The organism is Azospirillum sp. SYSU D00513, from assembly GCF_017356015.1.
Taxonomy (GTDB): domain Bacteria; phylum Pseudomonadota; class Alphaproteobacteria; order Azospirillales; family Azospirillaceae; genus Azospirillum.
In genome coordinates, this window is record NZ_JAFIQV010000013.1 from 127,190 (window position 1) to 140,206 (window position 13,017).

At 68.4% G+C, this 13,017-nt stretch carries 11 protein-coding genes; 9 read left to right on the plus strand and 2 right to left on the minus strand.

The genetic code is table 11. From position 1 onward, the window contains the following. Window positions 1-5 precede the first annotated feature (5 nt). Both JUB11_RS12310 and JUB11_RS12315 read left to right on the plus strand, forming a co-directional pair. Window positions 6-2,444, plus strand: coding sequence for a penicillin acylase family protein (locus JUB11_RS12310; protein ID WP_207458833.1), 2,439 nt, complete (start codon window positions 6-8; stop codon window positions 2,442-2,444). After that, window positions 2,441-3,709, plus strand: coding sequence for a threonine ammonia-lyase (locus JUB11_RS12315; RefSeq protein WP_247887005.1), 1,269 nt, complete (start codon window positions 2,441-2,443; stop codon window positions 3,707-3,709). The genes JUB11_RS12310 and JUB11_RS12315 overlap by 4 nt, the downstream gene beginning before the upstream one ends. Window positions 3,710-3,728: 19 nt before the next feature. Here the strand turns inward: JUB11_RS12315 and JUB11_RS12320 are convergent, their stop codons facing one another. After that, on the minus strand, window positions 3,729-4,217 hold the full coding sequence (locus JUB11_RS12320) for a flavin reductase family protein (protein ID WP_207458834.1): 489 nt from the start codon (window positions 4,215-4,217) through the stop codon (window positions 3,729-3,731). A gap of 460 nt (window positions 4,218-4,677) precedes the next feature. Here JUB11_RS12320 and JUB11_RS12325 point away from each other — a divergent pair, with 460 nt between their 5' ends. The 7 genes from JUB11_RS12325 (at window position 4,678) to JUB11_RS12355 (ending at window position 12,442) form a co-directional block, all read left to right on the plus strand. Then, on the plus strand, window positions 4,678-5,724 hold the full coding sequence (locus JUB11_RS12325) for a flagellar motor protein MotB (RefSeq protein ID WP_207458835.1): 1,047 nt from the start codon (window positions 4,678-4,680) through the stop codon (window positions 5,722-5,724). Window positions 5,725-6,073: 349 nt separating this feature from the next. Further along, window positions 6,074-7,462, plus strand: a complete 1,389-nt coding sequence (locus tag JUB11_RS12330; RefSeq protein ID WP_211112509.1) for a circularly permuted type 2 ATP-grasp protein — start codon at window positions 6,074-6,076, stop codon at window positions 7,460-7,462. Further along, a complete protein-coding gene (locus JUB11_RS12335; protein WP_207458837.1) occupies window positions 7,459-8,445 on the plus strand; it encodes an alpha-E domain-containing protein in 987 nt (328 codons plus the stop codon). The genes JUB11_RS12330 and JUB11_RS12335 overlap by 4 nt, the downstream gene beginning before the upstream one ends. Before the next feature lie 40 nt (window positions 8,446-8,485). Then, window positions 8,486-9,247 (plus strand): arginyltransferase, encoded by a 762-nt coding sequence (locus JUB11_RS12340; RefSeq protein WP_207458838.1) that lies wholly within the window; start codon window positions 8,486-8,488, stop codon window positions 9,245-9,247. Between the two features lie 227 nt (window positions 9,248-9,474). Beyond that, window positions 9,475-10,014 (plus strand): TRAP transporter small permease subunit, encoded by a 540-nt coding sequence (locus tag JUB11_RS12345; RefSeq protein WP_207458839.1) that lies wholly within the window; start codon window positions 9,475-9,477, stop codon window positions 10,012-10,014. 18 nt (window positions 10,015-10,032) lie between these two features. Beyond that, on the plus strand, window positions 10,033-11,544 hold the full coding sequence (locus JUB11_RS12350) for a TRAP transporter large permease subunit (protein ID WP_207458840.1): 1,512 nt from the start codon (window positions 10,033-10,035) through the stop codon (window positions 11,542-11,544). Window positions 11,545-11,638: 94 nt separating this feature from the next. Continuing rightward, window positions 11,639-12,442: an RNA methyltransferase gene (locus JUB11_RS12355; RefSeq protein ID WP_211112510.1), complete on the plus strand. Its 804-nt coding sequence runs from the start codon at window positions 11,639-11,641 to the stop codon at window positions 12,440-12,442. Between the two features lie 110 nt (window positions 12,443-12,552). Here JUB11_RS12355 and JUB11_RS12360 read toward each other — a convergent pair. Next, on the minus strand, window positions 12,553-13,017 hold a 465-nt coding region (locus tag JUB11_RS12360; protein ID WP_282189063.1), incomplete at its 5' end, for a group II intron maturase-specific domain-containing protein.

Genomic DNA, 13,017 nt, shown 5'->3' on the forward strand with positions numbered 1-13,017 from the left:
GTCCGATGTTACGCCGCGCCGCCGCCGTCCTGGCGCTGATCGTCCTTTTGGCCGTCGTCCTGCCGCTGCTCGCGGCGGGTGGCTTCCTGCTCTGGCTGCGCCACGACCAGACGCCGCACAGCGGCTCGCTGGCGCTGCCGGGCCTGCAAAGCCCGGTCGAGATCCTGCGCGACGCGCACGCCGTTCCTCACATCTTCGCCGCCTCCGAGCATGACGCCTACATGGCGCTCGGCTACGCCCACGCGCAGGACCGGCTCTGGCAGATGGAGACGATGCGCCGCGCCGGGGCCGGAAGGCTGTCGGAACTCTTCGGGCTGCGGGCCGGCGACTGGACGCTGCGCCTCGACCGCACGATGCGCACGCTGGGTATCTACGCCCAGGCGGAAGCGAGCTTCGACGTCCTGCCGCCCGAGGTGCAGGAGGCCTTCACGGCCTATGCCGCCGGGGTGAACGGCTATCTCGCGACGCGCATTGAGCCGCTGCCCATCGAATTCCAGATCCTCCAGCACAGCCCGGAGCCCTGGCGTCCCGCCGACAGCCTGGTCTGGGGCAAGCTGATGGCGCTCCAGCTCTCGGCCAACTACCGCGACGAGCTGCTGCGGGCCCGGCTGCTCCGGACCCTGTCGCCGGAGCAGGTGGACGAGCTTCTGCCGCGCGACCCGCCCGGCTCGCCGGTGACGCTGTCGGCGTCCGGCCGCTCGGGCAGCCCTGGCCGACCGGGTCACAAGGCCTTCGACTTCGCGGGGCTCGACCTGGACGGGATCCTGGAGGCCCTGCCCGACCTCGGCTTCGACACCGCCTCCAACGAGTGGGCGCTGACCGGGCAGCGCACGAGGACGGGCAAGCCGATCATCGCCAACGACCCGCATCTCGGCCTGGAAGCGCCGATCCTCTGGTATCTCGCCCGCATCGTGACACCGGACTTCACCATCGCCGGGGCCACCGCGCCCGGCGTCCCGGTGCATCTGCTGGGCCACAACGGTCGCGTCGCCTGGGGATTCACCACGACCCACAGCGACACGCAGGACCTGTTCATCGAGCGGATCGACCCGCAGGACCCCAGCCGCTACCTGACTCCCGACGGCCCGAAACCCTTCGTCACGCGCACCGAGACGATCCGCATCGCCGGTCAGCCCGACGAGACGCTGACGGTGCGCGAGACCCGGCACGGCCCCGTGCTGACGCCGCTCGAGGGTGCCGACGCCACGCCGGAGGGGCATGTGCTGGCGCTCGCCTTCCCCGGCCTGTCGCCGAAGGACACGTCGGCGGCGGCACTCTACCGGCTGAACCACGCGGCCGATGCCGAGGCGGCGCGCGAGGCGCTGTTCCTGCACGTCGCCCCCCAGCAGAACATCGTCTACGCCGATGTCGGCGGCCGGCTCGGCTTCATGGCGCCCGCCCTGGTTCCGGTGCGCGCGGCCGGCGACGGGCGCGTGCCGGTGCCCGGCTGGACCGGAGAGTACGACTGGACCGGCTATCTCCCCTTCGAGGCGCTGCCCCAGGCCATCGACCCGCCGTCGGGCCAGTTCGTAAACGCCAACAACGCCGTCGTCGGGCCGGATTACCCGCATTTCCTCGGGGCCGACTGGCCGGACCCGTCCCGCGCGCGGCGGATCGTCGAGATGCTCGGCGACAAGCGCCATTCGGTCGAGGATGTGCTGGCCCAGCAGATGGACATCGTCTCCCCGGCCGCGCGCGACCTTCTGCCCTTGATGCTGAAGGTCCCGGTCCGCGACGGACTCGCGGCCGAGGCGGTCGGCCAGCTTCGGGACTGGGACGGGCGCATGCGCCGGGACCGGCCCGAGCCGCTGATCTTCAACTGGTGGCTCCGCGAGCTGGTCCGTACCCTCTACGCCGACGAGCTGGGCGACGCCTTCCCGCGCTACTGGGACCTGCGTCCGCGTGCCGTGCATCGCGCGCTCACCGACTCGCGGCACTGGTGCGACGACCTCACGACCGCGGCGGCGGAAAGCTGCGCCGACGCGCTCTCCTCCTCCCTGAAGGCCGCCCTCTCGCGGCTTCAGGAACGGCATGGGCCGCAGCTCGTCGCATGGCGCTGGGGGAACGAGCACAAGGCGGCGCTCCAGCACCGCATCCTCGGACGGCTGCCGGTCCTCGACCAGCTGTTCGACCTGTCCATCGAGACGGACGGCGGCATCTTCACGGTCAACCGCGGCACCAGCCCGGTCCGGGATCCGGAATCGCCCTTCGCCCACGTGCACGGGTCGGGGCTGCGCGCGGTCTACGACCTTGCCGACCTGTCCAACTCGCGCTTCATCATCGCCACCGGCCAGTCGGGCAACCCGCTGTCGCCGCATTGGGGCGACCTCGTGCGGATGTGGCGCGACGGCGGCACGTTGCGGCTGGCCGGCGACCGTGGCACGCTGGCCTCGGCCGGAGCGTCGATCCTGACGCTGTCGCCCGCTTCGGAAAAGGCCCCATGACCGCTGCTTCCCGTGACGCCCGGACCGTCACGCCCGACACCACCATGCCCGGCACCGTAACGCTCGGCGACGTGCGCGCCGCCGCCGCGCGCATCGCCGGCCGCATCGCCCATTCGCCGGTGCTGGAGGCGCCGCGCCTGTCCGACGAGACCGGCTGCCGGCTGTTCCTGAAGCTGGAGAACCAGCACACCACCGGCTCCTTCAAGGAGCGGGGCGCGCTCAACAAGCTGCTGTCGCTGGGCGAGGCGGAACGCAAGGCGGGCGTCATCGCCATGTCCGCCGGCAACCATGCCCAGGCGGTGGCCTGCCATGCCAGCCGGCTCGGCATCCGCGCCACCATCGTGATGCCGGAAACCACGCCCTTCACGAAGGTGGAGCGCACGGCCTCCTTCGGCGCCAGGGTCGAACTGCATGGCGAGACGCTGAGCGACTCCGCCGCCTTCGCCGAACAGCTCGCGGCTCAGCAGGGGCTGACCTTCGTCCATCCCTACGACGATGCGCAGGTCGTCGCCGGCCAGGGAACGGTCGCGCTGGAGATGCTGGCCGACCTGCCCGACCTCGACATTCTGGTCGTGCCGGTCGGCGGCGGCGGCCTGATCTCCGGCATGGCGGTGGCCGCCAAGGCGCTGAAGCCGACGATCCATGTGGTCGGAGTCGAATGCTCCATGTACCCGTCGATGCGCCAGACCCTGGCCGGGGAGCCGGTCGTCTGCGGGGGCGCCACCATCGCGGAGGGCATTGCCGTGAAGGCGCCCGGCCTGCTGACCCGCGACCTCGTGCGGCGCCACGTGGACGAGCTGGTCGAGGTCGGGGAGGCCCGGCTGGAGGAGGCCGTCTATCAGCTCGCGACCGTACAGAAGCTCGTCGCCGAGGGGGCCGGGGCCGCGGCGCTGGCGGCATTGCTCGACAAGCCGGGGCGCTTCGACGGCAAGAGGGTCGGCATCGTGCTCTCCGGCGGCAACATCGACGCGCGCATCCTCGCCCAGGTGCTCACGCGCGGGCTGATCGTCGAGGGGCGGATGGTGCGGCTGCGCATCGCGCTGAACGACGCGCCCGGCGCGCTGGCGAAGATCGCCCGGCTGCTCGGCGATTCCGGCGCCAACATCGTGGAGGTGCACCACCAGCGTCTGCTGCACGACGTGCCGGTGAAGATGGCGGACATCGACGTGGTGCTGGAAACGCGCGACCGCGCCCACGTCCAGTCGGTGATCGCGCGCCTGTCGGAGGCCGGCTTCCCGGCGGAGCTGATGTCCGAGGTGTCCTGAGGCCGCCCTGCCCCGGCCCTTATGAGAGTTGGGCGTAGTTGCCGCGGAAATAGAGCAGCGGCCGGCCGGGCTTGGAGGCGATCTGGCGCACGCGGCCAAGCATGATCACATGGTCGCCGCCGTCGTACAGCGCTTCCCGGTCGCATTCCAGGTTGGCGAGGCAGCCGGGCAGCACCGGCACGCCGGTGTCCCAATGGTCCACGGCCAGCCCCGCCCAGCGGTCGATCAGCCCGCGCTGCGAGAAGCGCACCGACAGCTCCGCCTGATTCTCCGCCAGGATGTTGACGACGAAGACCGGCGCGGCCGTGAAGGCCTCCAGGGCGTTGGAGTCCCGCGCGAGGCAGACCTGGACCAGTGGCGGGTCCAGCGACACCGACGAGAAGGAGTTCATGGTCACGCCGACCGGCGCCCCGTCGGGCGCCAGCGTCGTCACCACGGTGATGCCCGTGGCGAAGCAGCCGAGGGCATCGCGGAAGGCCCGGGAATCGAAGGGGGCTTCTAGGGTCATGAAAGGCCTGTCCGGAGGTCGGCGGCGCTGGTTGCCGCCGCAACGTCAAAGGGGCTTAGCCCACCCCGCCCCCTCGGCGCAAGGGCTTGTGCGGCTTAAGTCCGGCGGCGCCGGGCCGCAACATTAAAGGGATATTAAGGAAGATCGGCCAGGGTCGCGAGCAGCCTTGCGGCGGGTGAGACCGCCGGGGCCAGTTCATTCGAAGCGGTGCGCAGGGCGGCCTTCAGGGATATCACGCAACCTCCACGTCATCCCCGCGAAAGCGGGGATCCAGAACTCCGGGCGGCGCTCGTTCTTCGCGAGGCCTGGATCCCCGCTTACGCGGGGATGACGGACAGGTGATATCCCGCCGACAAGGTCCAGCTCTGGCAGGCCGGCGGATGGACCGGCCAACGGCGGCAGGACGAGGCCACCGCACGCGGCGGCGAACAGCCCCAGCGGCATTCTTGCGACAGGAACCATGGCGGCGAACCCTGGCGGCGGCGAACAGCCGATCATCATCAAGAAGAAGAAGGGCGGGCACGGCGGCCATCACGGCGGCGCGTGGAAGGTGGCCTACGCCGACTTCGTGACCGCGATGATGGCCTTCTTCCTGCTGCTCTGGCTGCTGAACGTCACCACGTCCGACCAGCGCAAGGGCATCGCCGACTATTTCGCGCCCGTGTCGGTCAGCCGCGAGACCTCCGGCTCCGGCGGCGTGCTGGGCGGCCAGACGATCACCGCGCCCGGCGCCCAGGTTTCGGCATCCTCGCCCATCACCGCCGACTTCCCCTCCTCCGGCCCGCCCGGCTCCACCTCGGACGAGGCAGACGAGAACAGCGACCCGACGGAGAACGAGCCGTCCGGTGACAACCCGGCGGAGCAGAAGTCCAGCGAATCGCGGCTCGACTATCAGGCCCGCCTCGAGCAGCTGGCCAAGCAGTCCGGCATCTCCGGCCAGAAGACCGGCGAAAGCCTGTCCGACTTCGCCGAGCGCGTCGGCGAGGCCATCGAGAAGCTCGAGAAGGCGCAGAGCGAGGCGCAGCAGTTCCAGCAGGCAGCCACGGAGATCCGCCAGGCCATCCAGTCGGTTCCGGAACTGGCCCCGCTCGCCCAGAACCTGATGATCGACCAGACGCCCGAGGGGTTGCGGATCCAGATCGTGGACCAGGACCGCGTGTCGATGTTCCCCGGCGGGTCCGGCCAGATGTACCCGCAGACCCGGCAGCTCGTGACCCAGGTCGCCCAGGCTCTGTCAAAGCTGCCGAACAAGCTGTCGATCAGCGGCCACACGGACGGCGTCGCCTTCCCCAGCGGGGCGGGGCGCGACAACTGGGACCTGTCCGCCGAGCGCGCCAACGCGACGCGGCGCGCTCTCACCGCCGGCGGCATCCAGGATTCCCGGATCCAGGATGTGGTGGGCCGCGCCGACCGCGACCTGCTGGTCCCGGACCAGCCGGCGAGCCCGCGCAACCGGCGCATCAGCATCGTGCTGCTGCGCGAAGTCCAGGCCGCGCCGGCGCCTTGACGTAGGGCACCTCGACGTAGGGCACCGTGACGCTCCTGCCGTCCCGGCGTCCTGCCGTTGCCCAAAGCCGCGCCAGCGAAAAAGGCAGTCTGCGCCAATTCCGGGCAGGTCTTCGCCATCCCTTCGCGCCATCCTATCCTTCCGTGGTGCGGCGCACGCATTTCGCGCTTTTGGGCCTATTCAAATTCGGAAAGCTTGCTCCATACTCAAAGGATGGTGGAGGCCGCCTTGGCCTCCGTTCCGTCAAGACCGAGATGCGGGGGGGTCTGTGAGCGTACCCGAGGGCAATCCGAGCAATCTCTTATCGTCTTACGATCCGGGCCTTTTCTTCGACGAGTTGTTCGGGCGCATGGATGCGCCGGCGGAGCACACGGCGCTGATACGCCAGCGGCTCGCCGCCCTTGATTTCGAGGAATTGCGGCGCCGCGCGATGAACGCGGAACGCGAACTCTTCAATCTCGGCATCACGTTCCTGGTCTACTCCAACAAGAACGCCGTCGACCGGATCCTGCCGTTCGACATCATCCCGCGCGTGATCTCCGCCAGGGAATGGGCGCATCTGGAAGCGGGCGTGACGCAGCGCGTCGCGGCGCTGAACCATTTCCTGCAAGACATCTACCACGACCAGAAGATCCTGAAGGACGGGATCATCCCGGCGGAGCTGGTGCTGGGCAACGCCAACTACCGGCCGCAGATGGTCGGGCTGGACGTGCCCTTCAACACCTACATCCACATCATGGGCGTGGACCTGGTGCGCGACCGGCACGGCACCTTCCGCGTGCTGGAGGACAACGGCCGCGTGCCGTCCGGCGTGTCCTACGTCGTGGAGAACCGCCACATGATGCAGCGGGTCTTCCCCGACCTGATGCAGGACATCGGCATCCGCCCGGTGGACAATTACGGCCACAAGCTGCTCGAGGCGATGATGGAGATCGCGCCGGGCGACGGCAACGACCCGCAGGTGGCCCTGCTCTCGCCGGGCAGCTACAACTCCGCCTATTTCGAGCACATCTTCCTGGCGCGCGAGATGGGCGTGCCTCTGGTGGAGGGCAGCGACCTTGTGGTCGAGAACGACCGCGTCTTCATGAAGACGACGAGCGGCCTCGCCCCGGTGGATTCGATCTACCGCCGCATCGACGACGCCTTCCTCGACCCGCTGGCCTTCAACCCGGACAGCATGCTGGGCGTGCCCGGCCTGCTGGAAGCCTACCGCAAGGGCAACGTGGCGCTCGCGAACGCCATCGGCACCGGCGTCGCCGACGACAAGGCGGTCTACTGCTACGTTCCGCGGATGATCAAATACTACCTCGACCAGGATCCGATCATCCCCAACGTGGACACGCGCATCTGCCGCGAGCCGGACGCGCTGCAATACACGCTGGACAACCTGGACAAGCTGGTGGTCAAGCCGGTCGGCGAGGCCGGCGGCTACGGCATCACCATCGGCCCGCGCGCCTCCGCGGCGGAGCTGGAGGAATGCCGGGCCAAGCTGCTGGCCGACCCGGACAACTACATCAGCCAGCCGGTCGTCGACCTGTCGGTCTGCCCCACCGTGACCGACGACGGCATCGAACCCCGGCACGTGGACCTGCGCCCCTTCGCCATCACCGGCAAGAGCACCTGGGTGCTGCCCGGCGGGCTGTCGCGGGTGGCGCTGAAGAGGGGCACGCTGATCGTCAACTCGTCCCAGGGCGGCGGCTCGAAGGACACCTGGGTTCTGGAGGGAAGCACGCCGTGAATCTGCTGGCCCGTTACGCCGAGTGCATTTTCTGGATGGCGCGCTACATGGAGCGGGCGGAGAATCTCGCCCGCATCCTCGACGTGCACGAGACCTTCGCGCGCGACATGCGCGGCGCCACCAACTGGTTCTCCATCGTCCAGCTCAACGCGGACGAAAAGGACTTCTTCAGCCGTCACGAGAAGGCGACGGCCGAGGCGGTCATCCAGTACTACATGTTCGACGATCACCCGAACTCGCTCGTCTCCATGCTGCGCATGGCGCGCTTCAACGCGCGCACCCTGCGCCCCTGGATCTCGACCGAGATGTGGACGCAGATCAACATGTTCCACAACCGGCTCCTGGAGATGGAGTCGAAGGATGTCGCCCTGCCGAACCTGTCCAAGCTCTGCACCTGGATCAAGGAGGAGTGCCAGAAGCACACGGGCATCACCGAGGGCACCTTCTACCGGGACCAGGGCTGGTATTTCTACCAGCTCGGCAAGTACATCGAGCGCGCGGACCAGACCACCCGCCTGCTCGACATCAAGTACCACACGCTTCTGCCCTCCCCCATCGACGTCGGATCGACGCTGGACGTCAGCCAGTGGACCAGCGTGCTGCGCGCCGCCGCCGGCTATCACGCCTTCCGCCGCGTCTACCCGCGCGGCATGAGCCCGACCACGGTCGCCGGCTTCATGCTGTTCAACGAGGGTTTCCCGCGTTCCGTTGTGATGTGCGTGCGACAAATGGACGGGCTCTTGACCCGGATGAAGTCGCGCTACAGTTTGCGTGGTGGCAACGAGGCGATGGAGGAGGTCGACGAGTTGCTCGGGGCACTCCTGTCCCGCCCGATCGAGGCGATCATCCGAGAGGGGCTGCACGAGTATCTGGAATGGGTCCAGGAGCAGCTCGTCGCCATCACCAACGAGATCGGCTTCGCCTTCTTCGGCCAGGAACGCCCGCCGATGCAGGTGCAGAGCCAGTCGCAAACCCAGCCGTAGCTTCGCTCCCCGGAGGCTCCGCGCAAGACAGACGGAACGCATGTCGGTCATCCAGCCGCAGACCCGCCCGCTCCAGCAGTTCTTCCGGTCCGGCCCGATGCCGTGCCCGTATCTGCCGGGGCGGGTGGAACGCAAGCTGTTCACCCGCCTGACCGATCCCTACGCGGCGGAGGTGAACTCCACCCTGTCGCGCGCGGGCTTCCGGCGCAGCCATGACATCGTCTATCGCCCGGTCTGCCCGAACTGCCAGGCCTGCCTTCCCGTGCGGATCCCGGTCGCGGCCTTCGAGCCGGGCCGGTCGCAGCGGCGGGTTCTGAAGCGGAACTTCGACCTCACGGCGGAGGAGGCGCCGGCCCTGGCGACGATGGAGCAGTACCGGCTCTTCTCCGACTACCAGTCCTCCCGCCACGGTGATTCCGACATGGCCCGCATGACCATGGCCGACTTCGCCGCCATGGTGGAGGAGGGCCGTGCCGACACGAGCCTGTTCGAGGCGCGCGACGCCGCGGGACGCCTCCTCGGCTGCATGCTGACCGACCGGCTGACCGACGGCTTCTCCGCCGTCTACAGCTTCTACGACGCGCGCCAGGAACAGCGCAGCCTCGGCAGCTACATGATCCTCAGCCTCATCGACCGCGCCCTGGTCGAGGGGCTTCCTTACGTCTATCTCGGCTACTGGATCGAGCAGAGCCGGAAGATGGCCTACAAGGCGCGCTTCGCACCGCTGGAGGCGCTGGGTCCCGACGGCTGGACCCGGCTTCCCGATCCACTCGCCGATCCCATGGGCAGTTCCCGGTCCTAGTCCCCCTGCCGTTCGTTCCCTCCCGGGAAGATTGTCCGTGGAGACAACGGTCCTGGTGCCCGGCGGAAAACTTGCAAACCGGTCGCGTCCTGTTGGATAGTCGCGCCCGCCCAAACCTTTTGTGGTAAGGGTGCGAAATGGGGTGGACCCGGCGTCCTGCCGGCCACTGAAAACAAAAGGACTGGAGCGGGGCGCGGTCCCGTTCTCTGCGACTGGGAGGCTCTCCGTTGGGATTGCTGCTTGGATTCAGCAGGCTCGTCGATGCCGTGAACGGCGCCATCGGCAGGCTTGTCTATTGGCTGGTGCTGGTGGCGGTGATCGTCAGCTCCGGCAACGCCGTGATGAGGTACAGCCTGAACATCAGCTCCAACGCCTGGCTGGAGTTGCAATGGTACCTTTTCGCGGCGATCTTCCTGCTCTGCTCGGGCTACACGCTCCTGCGCAACGAGCACATCCGCATCGACATCGTGGTGTCCCGCTTTTCCAAGCGGACGCAGGCCTGGATCGACATCTTCGGGACGATCTTCTTCCTGATGCCGATGGCGGTCCTGATCATGGTCCTGTCCTGGCCGATGTTCATGGACTCCTTCGTCACGGGCGAGATGTCCAGCAACGCCGGCGGCCTCATCCGCTGGCCAGCCAAGTTCCTCGTCCCGGCTGGATTCTTCCTGCTGACCATCCAGGGCCTGTCGGAGCTGATCAAGCGCATCGCCTTTCTGACCGGGCGGATCGACGCGCCCGGCGAAGACGCGAAAAGCGCGCATTGATGACCGGGAGCCGACACCATGCTTGATTTCCTCGCCGCCAACCTGGCGCCGCTCATGTTCGCGGCGCTGGTTCTTTTTCTGCTCTTCGGCTACCCCGTCGCCTTCGCGCTGGCCGCGAACGGTCTCGTCTTCGGCCTGATCGGCATCGAGCTGGGCCTGCTGAGCCCGGCCCTGATGCAGGCGCTGCCGGAACGCGTCTTCGGCATCATGGCCAACGACACGCTGCTGGCCATCCCCTTCTTCACCTTCATGGGCCTGATCCTCGAACGATCGGGCATGGCCGAGGACCTTCTCGACACCATCGGGCAGCTCTTCGGGCCGATCCGCGGCGGCCTCGCATTCGCGGTGATCTTCGTGGGCGCGCTGCTCGCGGCGACCACCGGCGTCGTGGCGGCCTCGGTCATCTCCATGGGCCTGATCTCGCTGCCGATCATGCTGCGCTACGGCTATGACCGGCGGATCGCGACCGGCGTGATCGCGGCGTCGGGAACGCTGGCGCAGATCATTCCGCCGTCGCTGGTGCTGATCGTGCTGGCCGACCAGATCGGCCGTTCGGTCGGCGACATGTACGCCGGCGCCCTGTTCCCCGGCCTGATGCTGACGGCCTTCTACGCCGGCTGGATCCTGCTGATCGCCCTCTTCCGTCCGAACATGCTTCCGGCGCTCCCGCCCGAGGCGCGCACCCTTCGCGGCGTCAAGCTGCTGGTCCGCGTGCTCGTGTCGCTGGTGCCGCCGCTGGTGCTGATCTTCCTCGTGCTCGGCACCATCTTCCTCGGCATCGCCACGCCGACGGAAGGCGGCGCCATGGGCGCGGCGGGCGCGATCATCCTGGCGCTGCTGAAGCGCCAGCTGAGCTGGTCGCTGATGCGGCAGGCGATGGACAGCACGGCGAAGCTCTCCACCTTCGTGCTGTTCATCCTGATCGGCTCCACGGTGTTCGGCCTCGTCTTCCGGGCCGTGAACGGCGACCTCTGGGTCGAGCATCTGCTGACCGGCCTGCCCGGCGGCGCGCTCGGCTTCCTGATCGTCGTCAACATCATGGTCTTCCTGCTGGCCTTCTTCCTCGATTTCTTCGAACTGGCCTTCATCATCGTGCCCCTGCTGGCGCCGGTCGCCGACAAGCTGGGCATCGACCTGATCTGGTTCGGTGTGCTGCTGGGCGTCAACATGCAGACCTCCTTCATGCACCCGCCCTTCGGCTTCGCGCTGTTCTTCCTGCGCAGCGTCGCCGCCAAGGAGGATTACAAGGACAAGATCACCGGCAAGATCGTCGCCAAGGTGACCACGGGCCAGATCTACTGGGGCGCCGTGCCCTTCGTCTGCATCCAGCTGATCATGGTGGCGATCCTCATCGCCTTCCCGGAGATCGTCATGTCCGGCCTGGACCGTGGGGAGCCGGTCAACATCGAGAACATCCAGATCGACATCCCGACGCAGGATTACGGCATGCCGCCGCCCGACTTCGGCGGGCCGCAGCAGCAGCCCTCGGATCCCGGCGAGGATCTGATGAGGCAGTTGCAGCAGCAGTAAGCGCCGCGTTAGGAAACTGCCCCCTTTCCCTCCCCGGGAAAGGGGGCTTTTCTTTTGGGGCCGGCACGACCACGGCCAGGAGGGGGAGATCCAGTTGCCGCCCGTCATTTCCATCACCGATCCCGGCGATCCCCGCATCGCGCCCTACCGCGACGTCAAGGAGCGCGACCTCGTCGGGCGGGACGGGCATTTCATCGCGGAGGGCGAGGTCGTCCTGCGGGTGCTGCTGACCCGCGCGCGGCACCAGGCCGTGTCGCTGCTGCTGGCGGAAAAGCGCGTGGAGGCGCTGGCGCCGCTCTTCGCCGGGCTGCCGGAGAGTGTGCCGGTCTACAGCGCGAACCAGGCCGTCCTGGACCGAATCGTGGGCTTCCCCCTCCACCGGGGCATTCTGGCGCTCGGACGGCGCGCGCCCGATCCGGACGCCGGTGCGCTGCTGGCGGGCCTGGGTCCGCGCGCGGTGGTGCTGGTGCTCTGCGGCATCGGCAACCACGACAATCTCGGCGGCATCTTCCGCAACGCCGCCGCCTTCGGCGCCGACGCGGTGATCCTCGATTCCGACTGCTGCGACCCGCTCTACCGCAAAGCGATCCGGGTCTCCGTCGGCGCGACGCTGACGGTGCCCTACACGCGCCTCGCACCCGGCACGGACATTCCCCGCCTGATCACGGACCAGGGCTTCGAGGCCATCGCCCTCAGCCCGGCGGGCGCCCTGCCGCTGGCCCGCCTGCGCCGCCCGGACCGCGCCGCCGTGCTTCTCGGCAGCGAGGGTCCCGGCCTGCCGGCGGAGCTGCTGGCGCGGACCCACACGGTGAGCATCCCCATGGCCAACGGCTTCGATTCCCTGAACGTCGCGACGACGAGCGGGATCGTCCTCCACCACCTCGCCTTCGTGGGGTGACGGGCGTCATCGGCCGGAGGCGATCGGGATAGGGGGCGATCCTGGTGGACCGCACCCCTCCCACACCACCCGGCATGCGGGTCCGCACCGGGCGGTTCGAAGGATTGAGGTCATGCGAGCCTGGGCAGCCCGAGTTGGTCGGCCCATTTGATCGTGAGGACGGCGTTGAGGAGCATCCCGCTGTTGCGCCACCAGCGTCGGCTGTTGGCCGCGACCTGCTGGGCAATGGCGGGCGTGGCTCCCCTGGCCGTCAGTTCCCGGAAGATGGTCTTCCCGCGCTTCCACTGCTTGAGCTGGATGGCCCGGAGCCGGTGGCGTGTCCACTCGTCCAGCCTTCGCCAGACGGCGGGGGTTTGCGCCAGCCGGAAATAGGCTTTCCACCCCAGCAGATAGTCACGCAGCCGCGCCACGACCGCCGCCATTGACCGCCCCGTCACCCGGGGCGTCAGGCTGCGGACGCGGCACTTGAACGCCTCGACCGCCTTGTCGGCGGCTTTCCGCCGGACCGCTCCCTTCGGCCCGCCCCAGAAGGCATAGCCCAGGAACTTGCGGCCGAAGACGGAGGCCACGGCGCT

Excerpts from the sequence above, each read along its gene's own strand:
- JUB11_RS12330 (WP_211112509.1), top strand. The coding sequence starts at position 6,074 with ATGGATGCGCCGGCGGAGCACACGGCGCTGATACGCCAGCGGCTCGCC.
- JUB11_RS12320 (WP_207458834.1), bottom strand. The coding sequence starts at position 4,217 with ATGACCCTAGAAGCCCCCTTCGATTCCCGGGCCTTCCGCGATGCCCTC.
- JUB11_RS12350 (WP_207458840.1), top strand. The coding sequence starts at position 10,033 with ATGCTTGATTTCCTCGCCGCCAACCTGGCGCCGCTCATGTTCGCGGCG.
- JUB11_RS12325 (WP_207458835.1), top strand. The coding sequence starts at position 4,678 with ATGGCGGCGAACCCTGGCGGCGGCGAACAGCCGATCATCATCAAGAAG.
- JUB11_RS12315 (WP_247887005.1), top strand. The coding sequence starts at position 2,441 with ATGACCGCTGCTTCCCGTGACGCCCGGACCGTCACGCCCGACACCACC.
- JUB11_RS12340 (WP_207458838.1), top strand. The coding sequence starts at position 8,486 with ATGTCGGTCATCCAGCCGCAGACCCGCCCGCTCCAGCAGTTCTTCCGG.
- JUB11_RS12310 (WP_207458833.1), top strand. The coding sequence starts at position 6 with ATGTTACGCCGCGCCGCCGCCGTCCTGGCGCTGATCGTCCTTTTGGCC.